Here is a 22,850-nt window from a genome sequence, read left to right as displayed (position 1 = left end):
CGGCGGGCGGTTCGCCCCTAACGTGCCAGAATCAGGGACATGGCCTCGGCCCTGGTGGTAGCGTCGCGAAGTTGTCCGCGCACCGCCGAGGTGGTCGTCTTCGCGCCCGGCTTGCGGATGCCTCGTACCGACATGCACATGTGCTCGGCCTCGATCACGACGATCGCCCCGCGCGCTTCGAGAATACGCATCAGCGAGTCCGCCACCTGAGTGGTGAGACGTTCCTGCACCTGCGGGCGACGGGCGTAGACATCTACCAGGCGGGCCAGCTTCGACAGGCCCGTGATCTTTCCGCTCTCCGCCGGGATGTAGCCCACATGGGCGACACCATGGAACGGGAGAAGATGATGTTCGCAGAAGCTTACGAGCTCAATGTCCTTCACGAGGACCATTTCGTCGTGACCGAGGTCAAAAGTCGTGGTCAGGACGTCCTCCGGCTCCTGCCGCATCCCCGACAGGAGCTCCTTGTATGCACGTGCAACGCGTGCGGGGGTCTGCTGCAAACCCTCGCGGTCCGGGTCCTCGCCGACCGCGATGAGGAGCTCTCGTACGGCGTTCTCGGCGCGCTTCTCGTCGAACTCGCCGATCGTGCCTTCACCGTCCAGCGTCACCGGGTCGGTCATCTGTGCCTCGTTCCGTCTGGTCTGACTGGGCGCGAGAAAAGCCGCGCCCCCACAGGCTAGAACCTGTGGGGGCGCGGCTTCCATTCCGGGGGGGGCCGGGGCTCAGGGCTCCGGGGTGTCCTCGGGGGCGATGTCGATGCCCTTGGTGGTGTCGACGACCGGGGCCGCCGTGCCGTTCGCGCTGTTCGTCAGGGCCAGCTCCTTGGGGGAGAGGACCGGCGGACGCGTGGACGGGGTGCGGCGGGACGAGCCGGTCCAGGCCGGACGGGCCGGGCGCTTGACGATCGGCGCGAAGATCTCGGCGATCTCCTCCTTGCCCAGGGTCTCCTTCTCCAGGAGGGCCAGGACCAGGTTGTCGAGGACGTCGCGGTTCTCGACCAGGATCTCCCACGCCTCGTTGTGCGCGGTCTCGATGAGCTTCTTGACCTCTTCGTCGACCAGCGCGGCGACCTCTTCCGAGTAGTCGCGCTGGTGGGACATCTCGCGGCCGAGGAAGGGCTCGGTGTTGTCGCCGCCGAACTTGATGGCGCCGAGCCGCTCGGTCATGCCGTACTGCGTGACCATCGCGCGGGCCGTGGCGGTGGCCTTCTCGATGTCGTTCGCGGCGCCCGTGGTCGGGTCGTGGAAGACGAGCTCCTCCGCCGCGCGGCCGCCCAGCATGTACGCCAGCTGGTCGAGCATCTCGTTGCGCGTGGTGGAGTACTTGTCCTCGTCCGGCAGGACCATCGTGTAGCCCAGGGCGCGGCCGCGGGACAGGATGGTGATCTTGTGGACCGGGTCGGCGTTGGGAGAGGCCGCCGCGACCAGGGCGTGGCCGCCCTCGTGGTACGCGGTGATCTTCTTCTCCTTGTCCGACATGATCCGGGTCCGCTTCTGCGGGCCCGCGACCACGCGGTCGATCGCCTCGTCGAGCGCCTTGTTGTCGATCAGCTTCTGGTCCGAACGGGCGGTGAGGAGCGCCGCCTCGTTGAGGACGTTGGAGAGATCGGCACCCGTGAAGCCGGGGGTGCGGCGGGCGACGGCGCCGAGGTCGACGTCCGGGGCGACCGGCTTGCCCTTCTGGTGGACCTTGAGGATCTCCAGGCGGCCCTGCATGTCGGGTCGGTCGACGGCGATCTGCCGGTCGAAGCGGCCCGGGCGCAGGAGGGCGGGGTCGAGGATGTCGGGGCGGTTGGTGGCGGCGATCAGGATGACGCCGCCCTTCACGTCGAAGCCGTCCATCTCGACGAGCAGCTGGTTGAGGGTCTGCTCGCGCTCGTCGTGTCCGCCGCCGAGGCCGGCGCCGCGGTGGCGGCCGACCGCGTCGATCTCGTCGACGAAGACGATGGCCGGGGCGTTGGCCTTGGCCTGTTCGAAGAGGTCGCGGACGCGGCTGGCGCCGACGCCGACGAACATCTCGACGAAGTCGGAGCCGGAGATCGAGTAGAAGGGCACCCCGGCCTCGCCGGCGACGGCGCGCGCGAGGAGCGTCTTGCCGGTTCCGGGCGGGCCGTAGAGCAGGACGCCCTTGGGGATCTTGGCGCCGACGGCCTGGAACTTGGCGGGTTCCTGGAGGAACTCCTTGATCTCGTGGAGTTCCTCGACGGCCTCGTCCGAGCCGGCGACGTCGGCGAAGGTGGTCTTGGGCGTGTCCTTGGTGATGAGCTTCGCCTTGGACTTGCCGAAGTTCATGACGCGGGAGCCGCCGCCCTGCATCTGGTTCATCAGGAAGAGGAAGACGACCACGATGAGGACGAAGGGGAGGAGCGAGAGCAGGATCGAGACGAAGGGCGACTGCTTCGTCGGGGAGACGGTGTAGCCCTTCTCGATCTGCCCGGCCTCGAACTTCTCCTGCAGCTTGTCGGCCAGGTCGGCGCCCTGGGTGCCGATGTAGCTGGCCTGGACCTTGTTGCTGCCGTCGATCTTCGTGTCACCGGAGAGCTCGATCTTGACGATCTGCTCGTCACCGGTGGTGATCTTTGCCTGCTTGACCTGGTTCTTGTCGATCGCCTGGACGACCTTGCCGGTGTCCACCGTCTTGTAGCCCTCGGACGAGCCGACGACCTGCATCAGCACGACCACGGCGAGGACGGCCAGCACGATCCACATGACCGGCCCACGGAAGTATCGCTTCACGTCCATCCATACGGAGCGAGAACGCTCCGTCCCTCCTGCCCGTAGGTAAATGCCTCTGTGAGAAATGCGGTGTGAAAAGCGGTGTGCGAAAAGCTGTTCTTCGGACGGTACCTCAGCATCGTCGCCCGCGACCGCCTTCCCGTGGTTCAACGGGGGGAAGGCGGTACGGGTTCCCCGTGACGCCGAGGCGGGTCAGCCGCCGTAGACGTGCGGGGCGAGCGTGCCGACGAACGGAAGGTTCCGGTACTTCTCGGCGTAGTCGAGGCCGTAGCCGACGACGAACTCGTTGGGGATGTCGAAGCCGATCCACTTGACGTCGATGGCGACCTTGGCGGCCTCCGGCTTGCGCAGCAGGGTGCAGACCTCCAGGGAGGCGGGCTCGCGCGAGCCGAGGTTCGACAGGAGCCAGGACAGCGTCAGGCCGGAGTCGATGATGTCCTCGACGATCAGGACGTGCTTGCCCTTGATGTCGGTGTCGAGGTCCTTGAGGATGCGGACGACGCCCGAGGACTGGGTGCCGGCGCCGTAGGAGGAGACGGCCATCCAGTCCATGGTGACGGGGGTGGACAGGGCGCGTGCCAGGTCCGCCATCACCATCACGGCGCCCTTGAGGACTCCGACGATGAGCAGGTCCTTGCCCGCGTACTCCGCGTCGATCTTCGCGGCCAGCTCGGCGAGCTTGGCGTCGATCTCTTGCTTGGTGATGAGCACCGACTGGAGGTCGGTGCCCATGTCCTTCTCGTTCACCCGGGTCACTTTCGTTGCAGCGTGCGTCAGCCTTGCCGGATGACCAGTCTGCCACCCTGGCGGCGGGCTTCGACGCGGCCGGGCAGGTTGATGGCGCCCTGGCCGCGCCAGCCGGTGATGAGCCGGTCGAGTTCCTCGATGTGGCGGGCGAAGAGGGAGCCGGCGGGGGCGCCCTCGGCGATGACGGCGCGGCGCAGGACGCGGCGGCGTACGGCGGGGGGCAGGCCGTAGAGCTTGGCGCATTCCAGGGCGCCGGCCTCGTCGCGTACCGAGGTCTCGGCGTCGGCGGCCCAGGTGTCGAGGGCGTCGGCGTCGTCGCGGGAGAGCTGGGCCGTTCGGGCGAGGGCTTCGACGACGCCCTTGCCGAGGGCCTTCTCCAGGGCGGGGAGGCCCTCGTGGCGGAGGCGGGAGCGGGTGTAGGCCGGGTCGCTGTTGTGGGGGTCGTCCCAGACGGCGAGTTCCTGGGCGATGCATGCCTTGCGGACGGTCTGGCGGTCGAGCTGGAGGAAGGGGCGGCGGTAGCGGCCGTGGCTGCCGGAGACGGCGGCCATGCCGGAGAGGGAGCGGATGCCGGAGCCCCGGGCGAGGCCGAGGAGGACGGTCTCGGCCTGGTCGTCGCGGGTGTGTCCGAGGAGGATCGCGGTGGCGCCGTGGCGTTCGGCGGCGGCGTCGAGGGCGGCGTAGCGGGCGTCGCGGGCGGCGGCCTCGGGTCCGCCTTCGCGGCCGACGGTGACGGCGACGGAGTCGACCGGGCCGAGGCCGAGGGCGGTCATGCGGTCGGCGACCTCTCCGGCGCGGCCGGAGGAGCCGTCCTGGAGGCCGTGGTCGACGGTGATGCCGCCGGCCCGGACGGGGAGTTTGCGTGCCTCGAAGGCGAGGGCGGAGGCGAGCGCCATGGAGTCGGCTCCGCCGGAGCAGGCGACGAGCACGAGGGGGTGCGTGTCGCGGGGGGCGGCGGGGTCGGTGGGGTGCTCGGTGAGGACGTCGTGGAGTACGCGGCGGACCGCCAGGCGTATCGCCGCGACCGCAGGATGGGGACCCATGGTTCGGTGCCCTTCGTGAATGGGGTGAGGTGCCTCGGTCGGAGTCTTAACGATCGGAATGGGGTGTTCGGTCACTCAGAGTGCGTCGATGGTGACAGAAACGTGGCCCTTACCCGAGCATTGCACGCCTCACCCCACGGCCAGGGTCCCTCGGATGGGTGATTGGCGGGGTGTTTGCCGGTGTCGTCGCGCCGTCCGACGCTCCTGTCCCAGGAGTCTGCCTTACGGTGCGCCCCCGCCGGTGTGCCGTCGTGTGTCGGCGGTCAGGAGTCGGAGCCGCGGTGGACGCGGGCGATCCAGTCGGCGGGGGCGGCGATCTCGCTCTTGGTGGGGAGGGTGTTGGGGGAGGTCCAGACGCGGTTGAAGCCGTCCATGCCGACCTGGTCGACGACGGCGCGGACGAAGCGTTCGCCGTCGCGGTACTGGCGGAGCTTGGCGTCGAGGCCGAGGAGCTTGCGCAGGGCGAGGTCGAGGCGGGAGGCGCCGCGGGCGCGGCGGGCCTGGAACTTCTCGCGGATCTCGGCGACGGAGGGGACGACCTGGGGGCCTACGCCGTCCATGACGTAGTCGGCGTGGCCTTCGAGGAGGGACATGACGGCGGTGAGGCGGCCGAGGATCTCGCGCTGTTCGGGGGTCTGGACGAGTTCGACGAGGGACGGGGAGGGGTCGCCCTCCTCGGCCTCGGGGCGGCCGCCGGCGAGGGTCTGGGCGGCTTCGCGGAGGCGTTCGACGAAGGTGCCGGGGTCGACCTCGGTGGCGGCGAGGAATGACTGGATCTCGCCCTGGAGGTGGTCGCGGAGCCAGGGGACGGCGGTGAACTGGGTGCGGTGGGTCTCCTCGTGGAGGCAGACCCAGAGGCGGAAGTCGTGGGGGGAGACCGCGAGTTCGCGCTCGACGTGGACGATGTTGGGGGCGACGAGGAGGAGGCGGCCGCCTTCGGGGGCGCCGGGGAGGTCGCGGGCGGCGGGGGCGAAGGTCTCGTACTGGCCGAGGATGCGGGAGGCCAGGAAGGAGAGCAGCATGCCGAGCTCGACGCCGGTGACCTTGCCGCCGACGGCGCCGAGGACGGTGCTGCCGGGGGTGCTGGTGCGGCGTTCCTGCATCTTGCCGAGGAGCGGGGTGAGGAGTTCGCGGAAGCCGGCGACGTTGGCCTTGATCCAGCCGGCGCGGTCGACGACGAGGACGGGCGTGTCGTGCGGTTCGGCGCCCTCGGGGAGCATCCGGGTGTAGGCGCGGACGTGTTCCTCGGCGGCCTTGGCGTGGCGGCGGAGTTCGGCGACGACGGCGCGGGCCTCGTCGCGTCCGACGTCGGGTCCGGGGCGGACCAGCCTCGTCGCGGTCGCGACCGCGAGGTTCCAGTCGACCATTCCGGACGTGCCTGCACCACCGATGCTCGTCATGCGTCAACGGTACGGGTTCGGGCCCCGTTCGGGTCCTCTCCCGCGGGTGGCGTGGGGGTCAGTTCTGGCCGGTGAGGGCGGCGGAGAGGCGGTCGAGGGCGGGCTGGGCGAGGTCCGGGGAGGGGGTGCGGCCGGCGAGGAAGGCGAAGGCGAGGAGGCGTCCGTCGGTGGTGACGACGGTGCCGGCGAGGGTGTTGACGCCGGTGAGGGTGCCGGTCTTGGCGCGGACGAGTCCGGCGCCGGCGGGGGCCTGTCCGTAGCGGCCGGCGAGGGTGCCGGTGAAGCCGCCGACGGGGAGGCCGGTGAGGAGGGGGCGGAGTTCGGGGTGGGCGGGGTCGGCGGCGCGGGTGAGGAGGGCGGTGAGGAGGGCGGCGGAGACGCGGTCGCGGCGGTCGAGGCCGCTGCCGTCGGCGAAGCGGGCGCCGTTGAGGGGGAGGCCGAGCTTGCCGAGTTCGTCGCGTACGGCCTTCTCGGCGCCCCGGAAGGAGGCGGGCTGCCGGTGGGCGAGGGCGGTCTGCCGGGCGAGGGCCTCGGCGAGGTCGTTGTCGCTGTTCGTGAGGGTGCGTTCGACGAGGTCGGCGAGGGGGGCGGAGTGGGTGCGGGCGAGGGGGGCGCCCTGGGGGGTGCGGCCGGGCGCGGGGTCGCCGGTGACCTTGAGGCCGGCGTGGGCGAGGTGGCCGGCGAAGGCGGTGGCGGTGTCGAGGGCGGGGTCGCCGGAGCGGGGGGCGGGGCCGCTCGTGCTGTTGTCGAGGCGGCCTTCGCGGGTCATGAGGGCGGTGACGGGCGCGAGGTTCTCGTTGGGCCCGATGGGGTGGACGGCGGGGCCGGGGTAGAGGCGCGTGTCGTAGGCGAGGCGTACGGAGGTGTGGCCGCGTTTCCGGAGGGCGCGGGCGGTGTCGGCCGCGAGCCTCTTCAGCCGGGCGGGGTCGAGGGTGGGGTCGCCGCCGCCGGTGAGGGTGACCGTCCTGCCGTCGGGGGCGGCGGAGACGGTGGTGGCGATGCGGTGGTCGGGGCCGAGGGCGGTGAGGGCCGCGGCGGCGGTGGCGATCTTGACGGTGGAGGCGGGCGTCATGGGGGTGCCGGCGCCTTCGCCGTACAGCTGGCGGCCGGTGGCGGTGTCGACGACGGAGGCGCTGCGGACGGTGCCGAGGCCGGGATCGGCCAGGAGGGGGACGAGGACGCGGGCGAGGTCCGCGGGGCGGGTGCCGGGGGCGGCCGGTCCGGTGAGGGCGGTGAGGACGCCGGGGGCGCTGGGCGCGGGGGCCGGTCGGGCGGGTCGCGGAGGGGCGGAGGGCGCGGCGGCCGGGGCGGGGTGACGCTCGCCACCGGTCGCGGGGGCGGCGGCGCGGGCCCGCTCGGCCGTACGCTGGCCTCCGTCCCATGGGCCGGCCGCGGTCGCCGCTGCGGCGGCGAGAGCCAGACCGAGCACGGCGGAGCCCGCCGTGAGCTGCCACACCCTCGGCTCCGGCATTGCTGACCAGCCCCTTTCGCGATCACGTACGTGCGTGAGAGACACTTAATCACCGCGCGTCGTCGCGAGCATTCACTTGTGTTGATTCAGGAGGAGCCACCCGTGGAGTTCGACGTTCTCATCGAGATCCCCAAGGGATCGCGTAACAAGTACGAGGTCGACCACGAGACCGGTCGCATCCGTCTGGACCGTCGCCTCTTCACGTCGACGGCCTACCCGACCGACTACGGCTACGTGGAGAACACGCTGGGCGAGGACGGCGACCCGCTGGACGCGCTGGTCATCCTTGACGAGCCGACCTTCCCGGGCTGCCTGATCAAGTGCCGCGCCATCGGCATGTTCCGCATGACGGACGAGGCCGGCGGCGACGACAAGCTGCTGTGCGTCCCGGCGACGGACCCGCGCATGGAGCACCTGCGCGACATCCACCACGTGCCGGAGTTCGACCGCCTGGAGATCCAGCACTTCTTCGAGGTCTACAAGGACCTGGAGCCGGGCAAGTCGGTCGAGGGCGCGGACTGGGTCGGCCGCGAGGAGGCCGAGGCGGAGATCGAGAAGTCGATCGCGCGCGCCAAGGAGCAGGGCGCTCACTGACGCCCCTGGTCCGATGGGCTTCGCGGGAGGCGGTACACCCTTCGGGGTGTGCCGCCTTTCGCGCATCCGCGTTTCGCACGCCCGTCTGACGCCCATACTGGAATTCAAGATTCCCCGGGTGTGAGCGGAGAGAGTGGTGGCGGAGCCGGCGGGCCCCGAGGAGGCTCCGGAGGACCGGAAGCCCCTGTCGGACGAGGCGACCTCGGAGTTCGCCCTGCCGGAGGGGCTGGTGCCGGAGCCGCCGCCGGCCGAACCGGAGGGCTCGGCCTTCGTGGTGCCGGAGGGGCTGGCGCCCGAGCCGCCGCCGGAGCCGGAGGGCTCGGCCTTCGCCACCCCGTCGACGTACTCGGCGAAGGACTCGCCGCCGGCCTTCACCCCGGCGTACGGGGTCCCCCTGGCGCGGCTGCCGCACAACGCGCCGTGGCAGGACCGGATGCGGACGATGCTGCGGCTGCCGGTGGGTGACCGTCCGGTGCCGGAGCGGGCGCCGAAGGACGAGACGGGGCCGTCGGTGCCGCGTGTGCTCGACCTGACGCTCCGCATCGGGGAGCTGCTGCTGGCGGGCGGGGAGGGCGCGGAGGACGTCGAGGCGGCGATGTTCGCGATCTGCCGGTCGTACGGTCTCGACCGGTGCGAGCCGACGGTGACCTTCACGCTGCTGTCGATCACGTACCAGCCGTCGCTGGTGGACGATCCGGTGACGGCGAACCGGACGGTGCGGCGCCGGGGCACGGACTACACCCGGCTGGCGGCGGTCTACCAGCTGCTCGCGGACATCAACGCGCCGGCGCACGAGGTGTCGCCGGAGGAGGCGTACCGGCGGCTGGCGGAGATACGGCGCAACCGGCATCCGTACCCGGGCTGGGTGCTGACGGCGGCGGCGGGCGTGCTCGCGGGCGCGGCCTCGACGCTGCTGGGCGGCGGGGCGTGGGTGTTCTTCGTGGCGGCGCTGGGCGCGGTGCTCGGCGACCGGCTGGCGTGGCTGTGCGCGGGGCGCGGGCTGCCGGAGTTCTACCAGTTCCTGGTGGCGGCGATGCCGCCGGCCGCGATGGGGGTGCTGCTGACGCTGCTCCACGCGGATCTGCGGCCCTCGGCGGTGATCACGGGTGGCCTGTTCGCGCTGATCCCGGGGCGGGCGCTGGTGGCGGCGGTGCAGGACGGTCTGACCGGTTTCTACATCACGGCCTCGGCGCGGCTCCTGGAGGTCGCCTACTTCTTCGTGGCGATCGTGGTGGGCGTGCTGTCGGTGCTGTACGTGGCGGTGCAGTTCGACGCGCAGCTCAATCCGGAGGGGGCGCTGAGCCCGGTCGAGCGGCCGGTGACGCAGATCGTGTCGTCGATGGTGCTGTGCGCGACCTTCGCCATCCTGTTGCAGCAGTCGCGGGGGACGGTGCTGTTCGCGACGTTCAACGGCGGGGTGGCCTGGGTGGTGTACGCGTCGATCGCGGTGACCGGCGAGGGGTCGACGGTGATGGCGACGGCGGTGGCGGCGGGTCTGGTGGGCCTCTTCGGGCAGTTGATGGCGCGGTACCACCACACGTCGTCGCTGCCGTACGTGACGGCGGCGATCGGGCCGCTGCTGCCCGGTTCCGCGACGTACTTCGGGGTGCTGGCGATCGCCCAGAACAACCTGGACCAGGGCTTCACCTCGCTGGCGAAGGCGGCCGCCCTGGCGCTGGCGATCGCGATCGGGGTGAACCTGGGAGGCGAGCTGGCCCGCCTCTTCATGCGGGCCCCGGGCGCCGTCTCGGCCCGCAGCGCGGCGAAGCGGACCCGAGGCTTCTGAGCCGTCCGGGCGGCGGCGCGAAGAAGCCCCGCCGCCGGCCGGGAGGGCCGGGGGCGGGGCTCTGTGGTGCGGTGGGGCGCCGTCGGGGGGGTCAGCGCTGGACGGGCCGGCCGTCCCCGCCGTGCGGCGGGGGGTTCTGGCCGTCGTGGCCGCCCTGCCGGCCGTATCCGCCCTGGCCGTCGTAGCTGCCCTGGCCGTCGTAGCCGCCCTGCCCGCCGTATCCGCCCTGACCGGGCTGCTCGCCGTAGCCGGGCTGGGCGTTGTAGCCGGGCTGGGCAGGGTGACCGGGCTGGGCGTGGTGACCGGGCTGGTTGCCGTACGCGCCCTGGTCGCCGTATCCGGCCTGGGCGCCGTAGCCGCCCTGCTCGGCGTAACCGCCCTGGCCGCCGTAGCCGCCTTGGCCCGCGTACCCGCCCTGGCCCGCGTACCCGCCCTGGTCGCCATAGCCGGCCTGACCGCCCTGAGCGGCGTAGCCGCCCTGCTCCGCGTAGCCGCCCTGGTGGCCGTACCCGGCCTGACCGGTCTGCCCCGCCTGGCCGGTCTGCCCCGCCTGGCCGCCGTATCCGCCCTGACCGCCCTGACCGCCGTAGCCGCCCTGCTCGGCGTAACCGCCCTGGCCGCCGTAGCCGCCCTGGCCCGCGTACCCGCCCTGGTCGCCGTACGCGGCCTGGTTGCCGTAGCCGCCCTGGCCGCCGTAGCCGCCCTGCTCGGCGTAACCGCCCTGGTGGCCGTAGCCGCCCTGGTCCCGGCGGCCGTCGTGGCCGGGCTCGCCGTCCTGGCCGGGCTGCTCGCCGTAGGGGCCCTGGTCGCCGGGGGCCGCGGGGGCCGACGGGTCGACGGGGGCCGGTCCCTGGGCGGCGGCCTTCTTCGACTGGGAGCGGGCCCGGAGGTACTCGATCACGATCGGGACGACCGAGAGGAGGACGATGCCGACGAGGATCATCTCGATGTGCCGGTGCACGAAGTCGACCTTGCCGAGCGAGGCGCCGAGCAGGGTCACGCCGGCGCCCCAGAGGACGCCGCCGATGATGTTGAAGGTGATGAACGAGCGGTAGTTCATCTTGCTGACGCCGGCGATGATCGGCGTGAACGTGCGGATGATCGGCACGAAGCGGGCCAGGATGAGCGACTTCGGGCCGTGCTTCTCGAAGAACTCGTGGGCCTTCTCGACGTTCTCCTGCTTGAACAGCTTGGAGTCGGGGCGCCGGAACAGCGCGGGACCGACCTTCCGGCCGAACAGATAGCCCACCTGGTCGCCGATGATCGCGGCGGCGACGACCAGCGTGCAGACCAGCCACAGCGGGGAGTCGAGCTTGCCGGTGGTGACGAGGAGGCCGGTGGTGAAGAGCAGCGAGTCGCCGGGGAGGAAGAACCCGATGAGGAGGCCGGACTCGGCGAAGACGATGGTGAGGACACCGATCAGGCCGAAGGTCTGGATCAGGTAGTCCGGATCCAGCCAGCTCGGTCCGAGGGCAAGCGTGTTCACGGTTCCGGGCTCCTGGCGGTCGGTGTGGGGGCATGTCGGGCGGGGACATGCCGACGGCGCGCCCCAAGCTATCAACGTGGAGGGAAGGGCCCCGGTTCCGCCCGGGTGCCACGGGATGCAGAGCCGCGCCCTTCCGGCGACCCTGGGTGACCAGGAGGTGAGTGCCGATGGGCATCGAGGAGTACGGAGGCGGTCAGGGACCGCACCCCGAGGTGCTGGTGGTGACGACGAACGACGTCCCCGGCTACGAGGTACGGCAGGTGATCGGCGAGGTCTTCGGGCTGACGGTCCGCTCGCGTCATCTGGGCAGCCAGATCGGCGCCGGTCTGAAGTCGATGATCGGCGGTGAGCTGAAGGGTCTGACGAAGACCCTGGTGGAGACCCGGAACCAGGCCATGGAGCGTCTGGTGGAGCAGGCCAGGGCGCGCGGCGCGAACGCCGTGCTGATGTTCCGCTTCGACGTGACGGAGGCCGCGGACGTGGGCACCGAGGTATGTGCCTACGGGACGGCGGTGGTCATCGCGCCGCGCGCCTGAGCCCTCCCGGGGTCCGGGGCCGGGCCCGGTGGGGCCCGTGCCGCTGCGTGACCGCAGCGGCTCCCGGGCTCCACCGGCGCTCCGGCCGGGCGCTACGGGCGCTCCGGCCGGGCGCTACCGGCTCCGCGTCTCCGCCCGCCGGGCGTTCGCCCGGACGGCGGCGGCGAGGTGTTCGGGCAGTCCCTCGTGGATCGAGGCGTAGAAGGCGTGGAAGTTCTCGTCGGCCAGGTACGTCTCGGCGATCCGGACGTGGGTCGCCGGGTGGCAGTCGAAGAACCAGGTGGTGAGGTGGCGGCGGTGGGCCTCGGCGAGGTCCATCGCCTCCGCCGTCTCCGGGTCCAGCCCCCGGTCCATCAGGTCCGCGTAGGCGGCGCCCCAGGCGTCCACCTCGTCCTTCATCCGCTGCCAGTCCTCCTTGGTGTAGGCGGCGGCGCGGGCCTGGGCCCGGGTGTGCGAGTCGGTGCCGCCCCAGCGGCGCGCGGACTCCTCCGCGTACCGCTCGGGGTCCTTGTCCCCGAAGACCTCGAACTTCTCCTCGGGGGTGAGGTTGATGCCCATCTTCTTCGCCTCCATGGCGTGCTCGACGGCCGCCGCCATCCTCCGGAGCCCGTCGATCCGCGCGGTCAGCAGGGTGTGCTGCCGCCGCAGGTGTTCCCGCGGGTCGGCGTGCGGGTCGTCGAGGAGGACGGCGACCTCTTCGAGGGGGAAGCCGAGCTCCCGGTAGAACAGGATCTGCTGGAGCCGGTCGAGGTCCGCGTCGTCGTAGCGGCGGTGGCCCGCCGCGCTCCGCCCGCCCGGGCTGAGCAGTCCGATGGCGTCGTAGTGGTGCAGGGTGCGCACCGTGACCCCGGCGAAGCCGGCGACCTGTCCCACGGAGTAGCCCATGCGGCCGTCCCCCTCTGCTCTGTCGGTACGCCGTCAGCCTCGGTCCTGACGTGACGTGAGGTGCAAGCCCCGACGCCCGGCCCGTTCGAGGTGTTGTGCGGCATTTGCTCACTTATGGTGGGGCGGTGGCCACCGATCATGACGCGACCGCCCCCGCCGAGTCCCCGGTACGGATCCTGCTGCCGCAGGTCCTCCCCGCCCTCGTGGTGGGCGTCGGATCGGCGCTGCTGTTCCTCGGCGTCAGCAAGCTCGCCGAGGAGCTCCAGTCGGTGCTCTGGGAGACCCTGCCCGACGCCCTCGACATCGGCCCCTACTCCTCCCTGTGGGTGATCACCGTCCTCACGGCCACCGGCGTCGCCGTCGGGCTGGTGATCTGGAAGGCGCCCGGGCACGCGGGACCCGATCCGGCCTCCGAGGGGCTGGGCGGGCCGCCGATGGCCCCCGGCGTGGTGCCGGGCCTCCTGATCGCGAGCATGCTCGCCCTCGCGGGCGGCGTCAGCCTCGGCCCCGAACAGCCGACGATCGCCTCCGCGATCGCCCTGGCCGCCTGGCTGGGGCTGCGGGCGGCGCCGGGCGTGCCCGGCGCCTTCTGGGTCTCGCTCGCCATCGCCGGCACCTTCGGCGCCCTCTTCGGCACCCCCGTGGCCGCCGCCCTGGTCCTCTCCGAGGCGCTCGTCGGACGCCCGGGGCAGGGCTCGCTGTGGGACCGGCTCTTCGCGCCGCTGGTCGCCGCGGGGGCCGGGGCGATGACCACGCAACTCCTCTCGGACCCCAGCTTCGCGATGGGCCTTCCCCCGCTGACCGACCCCGGCTGGGAGGACCTGCTCGCCGCCCTCGTCGTCGCCGCCCTCGGCGCCCTCTTCGGCCTGCTGGGCTGCTGGGCCTTCCCGCACCTCCACCGGGCCTTCGGGCGGCTGCGGCACCCCATGGTGATGCTGCCCGTCGGCGGTCTGGTGCTGGGCCTCCTCGGCGCCCTCGGCGGGCAGCTGACGCTCTTCAAGGGCCTGCACGAGACCGAGGAACTCGTCGCTTCCATCGGGGAGTACTCCTCCGGCGAGCTGGCCAAGCTGGCGGTCGTGAAGCTGGCCGCGCTGCTGGTCGCCGCCGCCTGCGGCTTCCGGGGCGGCCGGGTCTTCCCCGCGGTCTTCATCGGCGCCGCCTTCGGCCTCGTCGCCCAGGCGCTCGTCCCGGAGATCCACCCGGCGGTCGCCGTCTCCTCCGCGGTCCTGGGCGTCCTCCTCGCGACCACCCGGCAGGGCTGGGTGAGCCTCTTCATCGCCGCCGTCATCGCCTCCTCCCCCGCCATGCTCAGCCTGCTCTGCCTGGCCACCCTGCCGGCCTGGCTGATCGTCACCGGCCGCCCCCAGCTCGAACTCGACCACCAGGGCCGCGCCCTGCGCTGACCCGCCCGCCGAAGCCCGGCCCGGCCGCGACCCGGCCCAGCCGCGGAAGGAGCTCCCGATGGCCCCCCTCCACAAGGGATCCGACGACACCGACAGCGAGCACTTCCGCCGGCTCGCCCTCAACCCCTTCTACGGCGAGGCGGACCCCGTCGGCGGGATGACCCAGGCGCCGCCCCGCCACCGGATGCCCGACGGTCCGCTGCCCCCGTCCAGCGCCTACCAGCTGGTCCACGACGAGCTGATGCTGGACGGCAACTCCCGGCTCAACCTCGCCACCTTCGTCACCACCTGGATGGAGCCCCAGGCCGGTGTCCTCATGGCCGAGTGCCGCGACAAGAACATGATCGACAAGGACGAGTACCCGCGCACCGCCGAGCTCGAACGCCGCTGCGTCGCCATGCTCGCCGACCTCTGGCACGCCCCCGACCCGGGCGCGGCCGTCGGATGCTCCACCACCGGATCCAGCGAGGCGTGCATGCTCGCCGGGATGGCGCTCAAGCGCCGCTGGGCCAAGCGGAACGCCGACCGGTATCCGGCCACCGCCCGGCCCAACCTGGTGATGGGCGTCAACGTGCAGGTCTGCTGGGAGAAGTTCTGCGATTTCTGGGAGGTCGAGCCCCGGCTGGTCCCCATGGAGGGCGACCGCTACCACCTCGACGCCGCCTCCGCCGCCGCCCTGTGCGACGAGAACACCATCGGGGTCGTCGCCGTCCTCGGCTCCACCTTCGACGGCTCCTACGAACCCGTCGCCGAGATCTGCGCCGCCCTGGACGAGCTCCAGACGCGCACCGGTCTCGACGTCCCCGTCCACGTCGACGGCGCCTCCGGCGCCATGGTCGCCCCCTTCCTCGACGAGGACCTGGTGTGGGACTTCCGCCTCCCCCGCGTCTCCTCCATCAACACCTCCGGCCACAAGTACGGCCTCGTCTACCCGGGCGTCGGCTGGGCGCTGTGGCGCGGCGCCGAGGAGCTCCCCGAGGAGCTGGTCTTCCGGGTCAACTACCTCGGCGGCGACATGCCGACCTTCGCCCTCAACTTCTCCCGCCCCGGCGCGCAGGTCGTCGCCCAGTACTACACGTTCCTGCGGCTGGGCCGGGAGGGCTACCGGGCCGTCCAGCAGACCAGCCGGGACGTCGCCCGGGGCCTGGCCGAACGCATCGAGGCGACGGGCGACTTCCGGCTCCTCACGCGCGGCGACCAGCTGCCCGTCTTCGCCTTCACCACCGCCTCCGACGTCACCTCCTTCGACGTCTTCGACGTCTCCCGCCGGCTGCGCGAACGCGGCTGGCTCGTCCCCGCCTACACCTTCCCCGCGCACCGCGAGGACCTGTCCGTGCTGCGGATCGTCTGCCGCAACGGCTTCTCCGCCGACCTCGCGAGCCTGCTGGTGGAGGACCTGCACCGGCTGCTGCCCGAACTCCGCGCGCAGTCGGGCCCCTCGACCCGGGACAAGGGCGCCGCGACCTCCTTCCACCACTAGGACGTGCCCACGGTGGCGTCGTCGCCGCAGGCCAGCGTGAACTCCGTCCAGCGGACGCCGTCACGGGTCAGCTCGTACCGGCAGCGCGAGCGCTCCCGGAGCAGTCCGGCGGGGGTCCGGCGGACGTGGGCGCTGCCGTCGTCCAGTTCGCGGAAGGTCCGGCCGCCGTCCAGGCTGCGGTAGCCGGACCACTGGGCGGCGATCTCCACCCGGCCGCCGGGGCCGGGCACCGGCAGCCCCTCCAGCGAGCGCGGCTCGTCCGTCGCGCCCGGGGTCCACGTCCGCTGCCAGGTCCGGCCGCCGTCCCGGGAGCGATGGAGCGCCCACAGCGGGTTCTTCACCGGCTCGCCGCCCGGCCGTTCGCCCATCTCCGCCGCGTACACCGCGTCCGGCCCCACCACGATCCGGGCGTGACGGCCGGGGCCGTCGGCGGGGCCCGGCAGCCGGCTCACGGTCCAGCCTCGGCCCGCGTCCCGGGACACCGCGACCGCCGGTCCGCCGGTCAGCGGGTCCGTCCCGGACACCCACCAGGATCCGTCGGGCTCCACCACCGTCATCGGGATCGGGTGCGCCCCGAGGAGCGGCTGCCGCACCAGCGTCCGCCGCCGCCCGTCGGACGGCGAGACGACCGCCAGCCGCTCGCGGGCGCACCGTTCGGCCGGGGCGCCCGGGTCCGTGGCGCACTCCGTGGTGAGTCGCGCGCCCCGCGGTATCTCTGGGGTGCGGCCGGCCGTGCGCGGGTCGGTCGGCCGCCAGTTCCGGCCGCCGTCGGCGGTGAACCAGCTCCGTCCGGTCCGCTCGCCGCGGCCGTCCTCGATCAGCGCCCGCCCCGGTCCGAGCACCGAGAGGATCGCCGACACCCCTGCCGTGCCGCGCAGTTCGGGCAGCGGGGAGGCGCGGAGCTCCCAGCGGGGGGCGCCCCGGTCGAGCACCGCGACCCGCTGCCGGCAGAAGCCGTTCTCGGGGCGGGCCGCGTCGTCGACGCACTCGGCGAGGAGCGCGAAGCCGCTGCCGTCGGCGGCGAGGCCCAGGTCCGCGACCCAGCCGGGCAGTCCCGCCCCGTCGGCGATGTCCGGCGGATCGCCGAACGCCCCCGCGCCGGGCGTCCGTTCGCCTCCGCCGCTCGGTGCCGGTCGGGCGTCCGGGGCGGGCTCGGGCCCCGTGGTGCAGGCGGCGAGCAGCCAGGCGAGCAACAGTGCCACGAGCGCGCGGAGCGGAGCCGGCGCCCGCGAGGCGGGTACGCGCATCGGACTTCCCCCTGTCCGTCGGGCGGTTCGCGGTGAACCGTCTGCTTCTGTTACACCGCTCACCGCCTTCGGGTTCCCACCTCGGCGCCCCTTTCTTCCTCGGTCCCGCACGCGAGGCCGCCCGGTTCACCTCCCCAGGCGCCGGAACCTCCTGACCGCCAGCGGGAAGAACACGGCGAGCAGTGCCAGCGGCCACAGCACGGCGGCGGTCACCCATCCCGGCTCGCCGCCCGGGTTGCCGAAGAGGTCGCGGACGGCCGTCGCGGTCGCCGACATCGGGTTCCACTCCACGACCGTGCCGAGCCAGCCCGGCATCGACTCCGGCGCCGCGAAGGCGTTGGAGAGGAAGCCCACCGGCCAGACCAGGATCTGCACGGCCTGCACCAGCTCCGGCTTCCCCGCCACCAGGGCCAGGTGGATCCCGATCCAGAGCATGGCGAAGCGCAGCAGCAGGAGCAGCCCGAGCGCCCCCGCGAAGGCCGCGGGTCCGCCCTGGGCGCTCCACCCCATCGCGTACCCGACCCCGACCATCACGAGCAGTCCGGCCGCGGACTGGAGCATGTCGGCCGTGGCCCGGCCGACGAGCACCGCCCCGTCGGTCATGGGCATGGAGCGGAAGCGGTCGACGACGCCCTTCTCCAGGTCCCGGGTGACCGCCGTCATCGTGCCTTCGAGCCCGAACACCATGGTGAGGGTGAGCATCCCGGGCACCAGGAAGTCGACGTACTCCCCCTCCACGGCCCGGCCGCCGCCGACCAGATAGCCGAACATCAGCAGCATCATCACCGGGAAGACCAGTCCGACGAGGACCGCCACCGGCTGCCGCGCCCAGTGGGCCAGCTCGCGCCGGGTCATGGTCCAGCAGTCGCTCAGCGCGTACGCGGCGCTCATGCCGCCACCTCCGTCCTGTCCGTGAGGCGCAGGAACGCCTCGTCGAGCGTGGGGCGCCGCAGCGCCACGTCCTCGGCCTCGATGCCGGCGGCCTCCAGGGCTCGTACGACCTCGGCGAGCGTGGCCATCCGGTCCCGGACGGGCGCGCTGATCAGCCTCCGGTCGCGGTCGACGTCCGTCTCGGCGGGGCGGAAGGGCAGCGCCCGTACCGCCTCGTCGAGGCGGGCGGCGTCGCGGACGACGACGTCGATCCGGTCGCGGCCCGCCCGCGACTTCAGTTCGCCGGGGGTGCCCTCGGCGACCACCCGGCCGCCGTCGACCACCGAGATCCGGTCGGCGAGCCGGTCCGCCTCCTCCAGGTACTGCGTGGTCAGGAGCACGGTGGTGCCGCCGTCGACGAGGGACCGCACGGCCTCCCACACCTCGCCGCGCCCGCGCGGGTCGAGTCCGGTGGTCGGCTCGTCCAGGAAGAGCACCTCGGGGTCGGTGATGAGGGAGGCGGCGAGGTCGAGCCGCCGCCGCATGCCGCCGCTGTACCGCTTGACCGGCTTGCGGCCGGTGTCGGTGAGCCCGAACCGCTCCAGGAGCGCGTCGGCCCGCTGCCCCGCGCCCCGGGCGCCGAGGTGGAAGAGCCGGCCGAACATCTCCAGGTTCTGCCGGCCGCCCAGTTCCTCGTCGAGGGCCGCGTGCTGTCCGAGGAGCCCGATCCGGCGCCGGACCCGCGCGGCCTCCTTCCGCACGTCGTGTCCCGCGACCCGCACCAGGCCCTCGTCGTGCCGCAGCAGGGTCGCGAGGACCCGTACCGTCGTGGTCTTGCCCGCGCCGTTGGGGCCGAGCAGGCCGTGGACCGTGCCGCGCCGGACGGCCAGGTCGAGGCCGTCGAGCGCGGGCTTGTCCCCGTACCGCTTGCGCACGCCTTCCATGAGGATCGCGTCGCCACCCACAGACATCCGTTTCCTCCTGCTATCCGTCTAGTCAAATTTGACCAGCAACCCGGCGGAGAGGGTATGCCCCGCCCGAGGGCTAGTCAAACTTGATTAATAAGTGTGCTCGCGGGCCGGGTCCTACGGGCCCGCGGTCTCCCCGTCGCCACCGGTCGCGTACGGGTTCTCCTGCCCCTCGGCGAGGACGCCCACGAACGGATCGCCCTCCCCCGCGAAGGTGTACGCCCCGCCCTCGATCCGCTCGATCAGCCCGAGCGTCCACGCGCGGCCGGCGTCCGCCGAATGCACCCAGAGGTGCATGATCTCGCCGATGTGCCCGAGCTGCCCCGGGCCGCCCTCCGGCGTGTAGTACTCCGTCACCGACGTCCGCCAGGCGTCGAGCCCCCGCAGTCGCTCCCGCAGCAGCTCCACCGCCTCCGCCCGCGGCAGGTCGACGACGAAGCCGACCGCCGCCGACAGGACGTCCATCTGCTGGTCGTAGGTGGACAGCGCCTCCCGCAGCAGCCGGAGGTGCTCCGCCCGGCCCGCCTCGGTGATCTCGTACTCGACCCGGGGCGGACCGCCCGCCGTGCTCGGCGCGATCTCGTCGGCGCGCAGCAGTCCCTGCTTCGCCATCTGCTTGAGCGCGTGGTAGATCGAGCCGGGCTTGGCGCTGGACCACTCGTGCGCGCCCCAGTACTCCAGGTCGTTGCGCACCTGGTAGCCGTGGGCGCGGCCGTGCTGCTTCACCGCGCCCAGGACGAGAAGGCGGATCGCCGACATCCCCACGTACCTCTCTGGTCGATTCCGACCAGGGTAGGCGGGTCAGGACCCGGCGGTACGACCGCTCTCCTCCGCGATCAGGTCGAAGGAGCCCTTGCCGTCCAGGGACTCGCGGATCACGTCCGCGTGCCCGGCGTGCCGGCCCGTCTCCTGGACCAGGTGGAGCAGCATCCAGCGGACCGACACCCGCCCGTCCGCCGGGAACCACGGCGCGGGCGGCAGCGGGAAGGTGTCGTCCAGGCTCGGTGCGGAGCGGACGAACTCCTCGGTCTCCTTCGCCACCCCGTCCCAGAAGCCCAGCACCTCGGGGATCGTCTCGCCGTCGACGAGCCGGAACGCCTCGCCCCAGGTCTCCTCGGTCCGCTGCCGCTCGTTGGGCTTCCCCTGCGCGAGGCGCAGCCAGTTCAGCTCGACCTCGGCCACGTGCTTGACCAGGCCGGAGAGGCTGAGCTCGCTCGCGCTGGGGCGGCTCGCCGCCTGCTCCTCGGTGAGGCCGAGGAGCGTGCGGCGGAGCGCGGCGCGCTGGGCCTCCACGAAGTTGAGGAACGCGCCGCGCTCGTCGCCGGGGGCCTCCGCGGGAACAAGAGCCACCATGATGTCCGCCTTCCGTCTGTCCGTCTCTCGGGCAGTGCCCACGTTACGGAGGAAGTAGGACAGCTCTTGTCCTAGAAGAGGAACGTCCCAGAAGAGAACGTTCTAGAAGGGGAAGCGGCTGCGGCCGTGCTGGATCGAGATCCACTTCTGGGTGGTGAACGCCTCCACCATGGCGTCGCCGTTGAGCCGTCCGATGCCCGAGTGCTTCTCGCCGCCGAAGGGGACGATCGGCTCGTCGTGCACCGTGCCGTCGTTGATGTGGATCATGCCGGTGTGGATGCTCCGCGCCACCCGGACGCCGCGCTCGATGTCACCGGTGTGGACGGCGCCGCTGAGCCCGTACGGGGTGTCGTTGGCGATCCGCACGGCCTCGTCCTCGCCGTCGAAGGGGAGGATCAGGGCCACCGGGCCGAAGATCTCCTGGGAGAGGACGGGCGCGTCGGCGGGCACGCCGGTCAGCACCGACGGGGAGACGAGGCTGCCCTCGACCGTGCCGTGCAGCAGCGCGGTGGCGCCGGCCGCCACGGCCTGCTCGACGGCCCCGGAGACCGACTCGGCCTGCTGGGTGTTGATGAGCGGGCCGATGTGGGTGGCCGGGTCGGCCGGGTCGCCGACCCGCAGGGTCCGCACCTTCGCCACGAACTTCTCGGTGAACTCCGCCTCCAGACGGCGGTCGACCAGGATCCGGTTGGCCGCCATGCAGACCTGTCCCTGGTGGACGAAGCGGCTGAAGACGGCCGCGTCGACCGCGTAGTCGACGTCGGCGTCGTCGAGGACGATCAGGGCGCTGTTGCCGCCGAGTTCGAGGACGGCGTGCTTGAAGTTCTGGGCGCAGACCGTGGCGACGTGGCGGCCGACCCGGTCGGAGCCGGTGAAGGAGATGACCTTCGGGACCGGGTGGGTCAGCAGCGCGTCGCCGATCTCGGCGATGTCGGTGACGACGACGTTGAGCAGGCCGGCCGGGAGGCCCGCCTCCTCCAGGATCTTCGCGACCAGGGTGCCGCCGCAGATCGGGGTGTTCTGGTGCGGCTTGAGGACGACCGCGTTGCCCAGGGCGAGGGCGGGGGCGACCGACTTGATCGAGAGGAGGAAGGGGAAGTTGAAGGGGGAGATGACACCGACGACACCGACCGGGAGGCGGTAGACGCGGTTCTCCTTGCCGTCGACCGGGGACGGCAGGATGCGGCCCTCGGGGCGCAGCGCCAGCTGGACCGCCTCGCGCAGGAACTCCTTGGCGAGGTGCAGCTCGAAGGCGGCCTTGAGGCGGGTGCCGCCGAGCTCGGCGACGATCGTCTCGGCTATCTCGGCCTCGCGGTCCTCGACGATCCGCAGGGCGCGCTCGAAGACCAGGCGGCGGGTGTAGGGGTTGGTCTCGGCCCAGGCGGTCTGCGCGCGCTCGGCGGCCCGGTAGGCGCGGTCCACCTCCTCGGCGGTCGCCACGGTGATCGAGGCGAGCTTCTCCCCGGTGTAGGGGTTGAAGTCGATGATGTCCCAGGAGCCGCTGCCCGGCTTCCACTCGCCGTCGATGAACTGGTGGGCCAGGTCGGTGAAGTGCGACATGGACGAAGAACCCCTCTGCCGGCTGCCGGTCGCCCGGGCGCGTGCGGGCGCCGGTCGCCGGGGCTACTGATGCGCCGTCATCGTACTGATGTCTCAGGAGAGTTGAAGGAGGCCCCGGAGAAGATCACGGCTTTCGGCCGGATCCGGACTGTCCTTCGCGAGTTTCTCCATCACGGCGGCGTACTGGGCGACCTCCTCGCGCTTGTCGAGGTAGAGCGCGCCGGTGAGCTGTTCCAGGTAGACGACGTCGGAGAGGTCGGACTCGGGGAAGCTGAGCATGGTGAAGGAGCCGCTCTCGCCGGCGTGGCCGCCGAAGCTGAAGGGCATCACCTGGAGGGTGACCCCCGGGTGCTCGGAGACCTCGATGAGGTGCTTCAACTGCCCCCGCATGACGGCGCGGTCGCCGTACGGACGGCGGAGCGCGGCTTCGTCGAGGATCACGTGGAAGTGCGGGGCGCGCTCGGAGACGAGGACCTTCTGCCGTTCGAGGCGGAGGGCGACGCGGCGGTCGATCTCGGCCCGGGAGGCGCCGGGCATGCCCCGGGAGACGACCGCGTGGGCGTACTCCTCGGTCTGCAACAGGCCGTGCACGAACTGCACTTCGTAGACGCGGATGAGGGAGGCGGCCGCTTCGAGGCCGATGTACGTCTGGAACCAGCCGGGCAGGACGTCGCCGAAGCTGTGCCACCAGCCGGCGAGGTTGGCCTCGCGGGCGAGACCCAGGAGCGCGCCGCGCTCGGTCTCCTCGGTGACTCCGTAGAGAGTGAGCAGATCCTCTATGTCCCTGGCCTTGAAGCTCACCCTTCCCAACTCCATGCGGCTGATCTTGGATTCGGAGGCGCGGATCGAGTAGCCGGCGGCCTCGCGCGTGATGCCCCTCGACTCGCGCAGGCGCCTCAGCTGGGAGCCCAGCAGGATGCGCCGGACGACGCTCCCGCCCGCTCCGTTCATTTCGCCTGCGGTCACGGCTCCAGCCTTCCCTTCACGGTGACGAGCCCCCGTCGAGCCCCGGATTCTGCCACCAAACGCTTCAGCGCGTACACATCTGGTTACGGAAGGGGATGCGAAGGGACGGCTTCCGGACGGGAACCGGACACGCCGCCGTCAAGAAGATTTCCACAGATTCACCACAGGGTCGGACAGGTCCGGCACCTGCCACCGCGTGCACGTGCATCTGCCCTTGCATCCCGTGGGCGCATTCGGAACCATGGACCCCGCGCAGCCGCGTCTCGTGTCGCGTTGTCGTGTTGTTGCACCGTTTCGCACCGTTGTCGCACCACCGC

20 protein-coding genes are annotated in these 22,850 nt (G+C 72.2%); 5 read left to right on the top strand and 15 right to left on the bottom strand.

Going from position 1 to position 22,850, the window contains the following annotated elements; genetic code table 11:
- Window positions 1-17: 17 nt before the first annotated feature.
- From folE to dacB, 6 genes are all read right to left on the bottom strand, one after another.
- A complete protein-coding gene (gene folE / locus IE321_RS16740) occupies window positions 18-623 on the bottom strand; it encodes a GTP cyclohydrolase I FolE (RefSeq protein WP_190223476.1) in 606 nt (201 codons plus the stop codon).
- Window positions 624-725: 102 nt separating this feature from the next.
- Window positions 726-2,744 (bottom strand): ATP-dependent zinc metalloprotease FtsH, encoded by a 2,019-nt coding sequence (gene ftsH, locus IE321_RS16735; RefSeq protein WP_043226560.1) that lies wholly within the window; start codon window positions 2,742-2,744, stop codon window positions 726-728.
- 186 nt (window positions 2,745-2,930) lie between these two features.
- Window positions 2,931-3,470, bottom strand: a complete 540-nt coding sequence (gene hpt, locus IE321_RS16730; protein WP_043226634.1) for a hypoxanthine phosphoribosyltransferase — start codon at window positions 3,468-3,470, stop codon at window positions 2,931-2,933.
- A gap of 41 nt (window positions 3,471-3,511) precedes the next feature.
- A complete protein-coding gene (tilS, locus tag IE321_RS16725) occupies window positions 3,512-4,528 on the bottom strand; it encodes a tRNA lysidine(34) synthetase TilS (RefSeq protein WP_190223475.1) in 1,017 nt (338 codons plus the stop codon).
- 263 nt (window positions 4,529-4,791) lie between these two features.
- Window positions 4,792-5,928, bottom strand: coding sequence for an Rv3626c family coenzyme F420 biosynthesis-associated protein (locus IE321_RS16720; RefSeq protein ID WP_079022200.1), 1,137 nt, complete (start codon window positions 5,926-5,928; stop codon window positions 4,792-4,794).
- A 58-nt stretch (window positions 5,929-5,986) separates the two neighbouring features.
- Entirely contained in the window at window positions 5,987-7,399 is a 1,413-nt protein-coding gene (gene dacB / locus IE321_RS16715; protein ID WP_190223474.1) for a D-alanyl-D-alanine carboxypeptidase/D-alanyl-D-alanine endopeptidase, read from the bottom strand.
- Window positions 7,400-7,501: 102 nt separating this feature from the next.
- On the opposite strand from dacB, the gene IE321_RS16710 reads away from it, so the two are divergent.
- Complete coding sequence (locus IE321_RS16710) at window positions 7,502-7,993, top strand: inorganic diphosphatase (RefSeq protein ID WP_043226556.1); 492 nt, start codon at window positions 7,502-7,504, stop codon at window positions 7,991-7,993.
- A 133-nt stretch (window positions 7,994-8,126) separates the two neighbouring features.
- A complete protein-coding gene (locus IE321_RS16705) occupies window positions 8,127-9,779 on the top strand; it encodes a threonine/serine exporter family protein (protein ID WP_043226555.1) in 1,653 nt (550 codons plus the stop codon).
- A gap of 91 nt (window positions 9,780-9,870) precedes the next feature.
- Here the strand turns inward: IE321_RS16705 and IE321_RS16700 are convergent, their stop codons facing one another.
- Window positions 9,871-11,265, bottom strand: coding sequence for a DedA family protein (locus IE321_RS16700; protein WP_190223473.1), 1,395 nt, complete (start codon window positions 11,263-11,265; stop codon window positions 9,871-9,873).
- Window positions 11,266-11,432: 167 nt separating this feature from the next.
- Between IE321_RS16700 and IE321_RS16695 the strand changes: the two genes are divergently transcribed.
- A complete protein-coding gene (locus tag IE321_RS16695) occupies window positions 11,433-11,801 on the top strand; it encodes a YbjQ family protein (protein ID WP_043226554.1) in 369 nt (122 codons plus the stop codon).
- A gap of 114 nt (window positions 11,802-11,915) precedes the next feature.
- On the opposite strand, the gene IE321_RS16690 is transcribed toward IE321_RS16695, so the two are convergent.
- Entirely contained in the window at window positions 11,916-12,686 is a 771-nt protein-coding gene (locus tag IE321_RS16690; RefSeq protein WP_043226553.1) for a MerR family transcriptional regulator, read from the bottom strand.
- 125 nt (window positions 12,687-12,811) lie between these two features.
- Between IE321_RS16690 and IE321_RS16685 the strand changes: the two genes are divergently transcribed.
- Both IE321_RS16685 and gad read left to right on the top strand, forming a co-directional pair.
- On the top strand, window positions 12,812-14,089 hold the full coding sequence (locus IE321_RS16685; RefSeq protein WP_190223472.1) for an ion channel protein: 1,278 nt from the start codon (window positions 12,812-12,814) through the stop codon (window positions 14,087-14,089).
- 58 nt (window positions 14,090-14,147) lie between these two features.
- Window positions 14,148-15,569, top strand: a complete 1,422-nt coding sequence (gene gad / locus IE321_RS16680) for a glutamate decarboxylase (RefSeq protein WP_190223471.1) — start codon at window positions 14,148-14,150, stop codon at window positions 15,567-15,569.
- Here gad and IE321_RS16675 read toward each other — a convergent pair.
- From IE321_RS16675 to IE321_RS16645, 7 genes are all read right to left on the bottom strand, one after another.
- Window positions 15,566-16,816 carry a beta propeller repeat protein gene (locus IE321_RS16675; protein WP_226652118.1) on the bottom strand — a complete coding sequence of 417 codons (1,251 nt, stop codon included), beginning with the start codon at window positions 16,814-16,816 and terminating at the stop codon, window positions 15,566-15,568. The genes gad and IE321_RS16675 overlap by 4 nt on opposite strands.
- Window positions 16,817-16,942: 126 nt before the next feature.
- Entirely contained in the window at window positions 16,943-17,707 is a 765-nt protein-coding gene (locus IE321_RS16670) for an ABC transporter permease (protein WP_043226550.1), read from the bottom strand.
- Window positions 17,704-18,657, bottom strand: a complete 954-nt coding sequence (locus tag IE321_RS16665) for an ATP-binding cassette domain-containing protein (protein ID WP_190223470.1) — start codon at window positions 18,655-18,657, stop codon at window positions 17,704-17,706. Before IE321_RS16665 ends, IE321_RS16670 begins: the two co-directional genes overlap by 4 nt.
- A 114-nt stretch (window positions 18,658-18,771) precedes the next feature.
- Entirely contained in the window at window positions 18,772-19,413 is a 642-nt protein-coding gene (locus tag IE321_RS16660) for a PadR family transcriptional regulator (protein WP_190223469.1), read from the bottom strand.
- A 42-nt stretch (window positions 19,414-19,455) separates the two neighbouring features.
- On the bottom strand, window positions 19,456-20,007 hold the full coding sequence (locus IE321_RS16655) for a DinB family protein (RefSeq protein ID WP_190223468.1): 552 nt from the start codon (window positions 20,005-20,007) through the stop codon (window positions 19,456-19,458).
- A gap of 102 nt (window positions 20,008-20,109) precedes the next feature.
- Window positions 20,110-21,567, bottom strand: a complete 1,458-nt coding sequence (locus IE321_RS16650; RefSeq protein ID WP_043226544.1) for an aldehyde dehydrogenase family protein — start codon at window positions 21,565-21,567, stop codon at window positions 20,110-20,112.
- 93 nt (window positions 21,568-21,660) lie between these two features.
- Window positions 21,661-22,533, bottom strand: coding sequence for a Sco1979 family transcriptional regulator (locus IE321_RS16645; protein WP_043226543.1), 873 nt, complete (start codon window positions 22,531-22,533; stop codon window positions 21,661-21,663).
- Window positions 22,534-22,850: the final 317 nt, after the last annotated feature.

Origin of the sequence: Streptomyces hydrogenans (assembly GCF_014656075.1) — a bacterium.
Classification (GTDB): domain Bacteria; phylum Actinomycetota; class Actinomycetes; order Streptomycetales; family Streptomycetaceae; genus Streptomyces; species Streptomyces hydrogenans.
This window is presented reverse-complemented; position numbering and strand designations above follow the sequence as displayed.

Bases quoted from the DNA above. Each gene is read 5' to 3' on its own strand.
- folE (WP_190223476.1), bottom strand. From the start codon at position 623: ATGACCGACCCGGTGACGCTGGACGGTGAAGGCACGATCGGCGAGTTC.
- ftsH (WP_043226560.1), bottom strand. From the start codon at position 2,744: ATGGACGTGAAGCGATACTTCCGTGGGCCGGTCATGTGGATCGTGCTG.
- hpt (WP_043226634.1), bottom strand. From the start codon at position 3,470: ATGGGCACCGACCTCCAGTCGGTGCTCATCACCAAGCAAGAGATCGAC.
- tilS (WP_190223475.1), bottom strand. From the start codon at position 4,528: ATGGGTCCCCATCCTGCGGTCGCGGCGATACGCCTGGCGGTCCGCCGC.
- IE321_RS16720 (WP_079022200.1), bottom strand. From the start codon at position 5,928: ATGACGAGCATCGGTGGTGCAGGCACGTCCGGAATGGTCGACTGGAAC.
- dacB (WP_190223474.1), bottom strand. From the start codon at position 7,399: ATGCCGGAGCCGAGGGTGTGGCAGCTCACGGCGGGCTCCGCCGTGCTC.
- IE321_RS16695 (WP_043226554.1), top strand. From the start codon at position 11,433: ATGGGCATCGAGGAGTACGGAGGCGGTCAGGGACCGCACCCCGAGGTG.
- IE321_RS16690 (WP_043226553.1), bottom strand. From the start codon at position 12,686: ATGGGCTACTCCGTGGGACAGGTCGCCGGCTTCGCCGGGGTCACGGTG.
- gad (WP_190223471.1), top strand. From the start codon at position 14,148: ATGGCCCCCCTCCACAAGGGATCCGACGACACCGACAGCGAGCACTTC.
- IE321_RS16675 (WP_226652118.1), bottom strand. From the start codon at position 16,816: ATGCGCGTACCCGCCTCGCGGGCGCCGGCTCCGCTCCGCGCGCTCGTG.
- IE321_RS16670 (WP_043226550.1), bottom strand. From the start codon at position 17,707: ATGAGCGCCGCGTACGCGCTGAGCGACTGCTGGACCATGACCCGGCGC.
- IE321_RS16665 (WP_190223470.1), bottom strand. From the start codon at position 18,657: ATGTCTGTGGGTGGCGACGCGATCCTCATGGAAGGCGTGCGCAAGCGG.
- IE321_RS16660 (WP_190223469.1), bottom strand. From the start codon at position 19,413: ATGTCGGCGATCCGCCTTCTCGTCCTGGGCGCGGTGAAGCAGCACGGC.
- IE321_RS16655 (WP_190223468.1), bottom strand. From the start codon at position 20,007: ATGGTGGCTCTTGTTCCCGCGGAGGCCCCCGGCGACGAGCGCGGCGCG.
- IE321_RS16650 (WP_043226544.1), bottom strand. From the start codon at position 21,567: ATGTCGCACTTCACCGACCTGGCCCACCAGTTCATCGACGGCGAGTGG.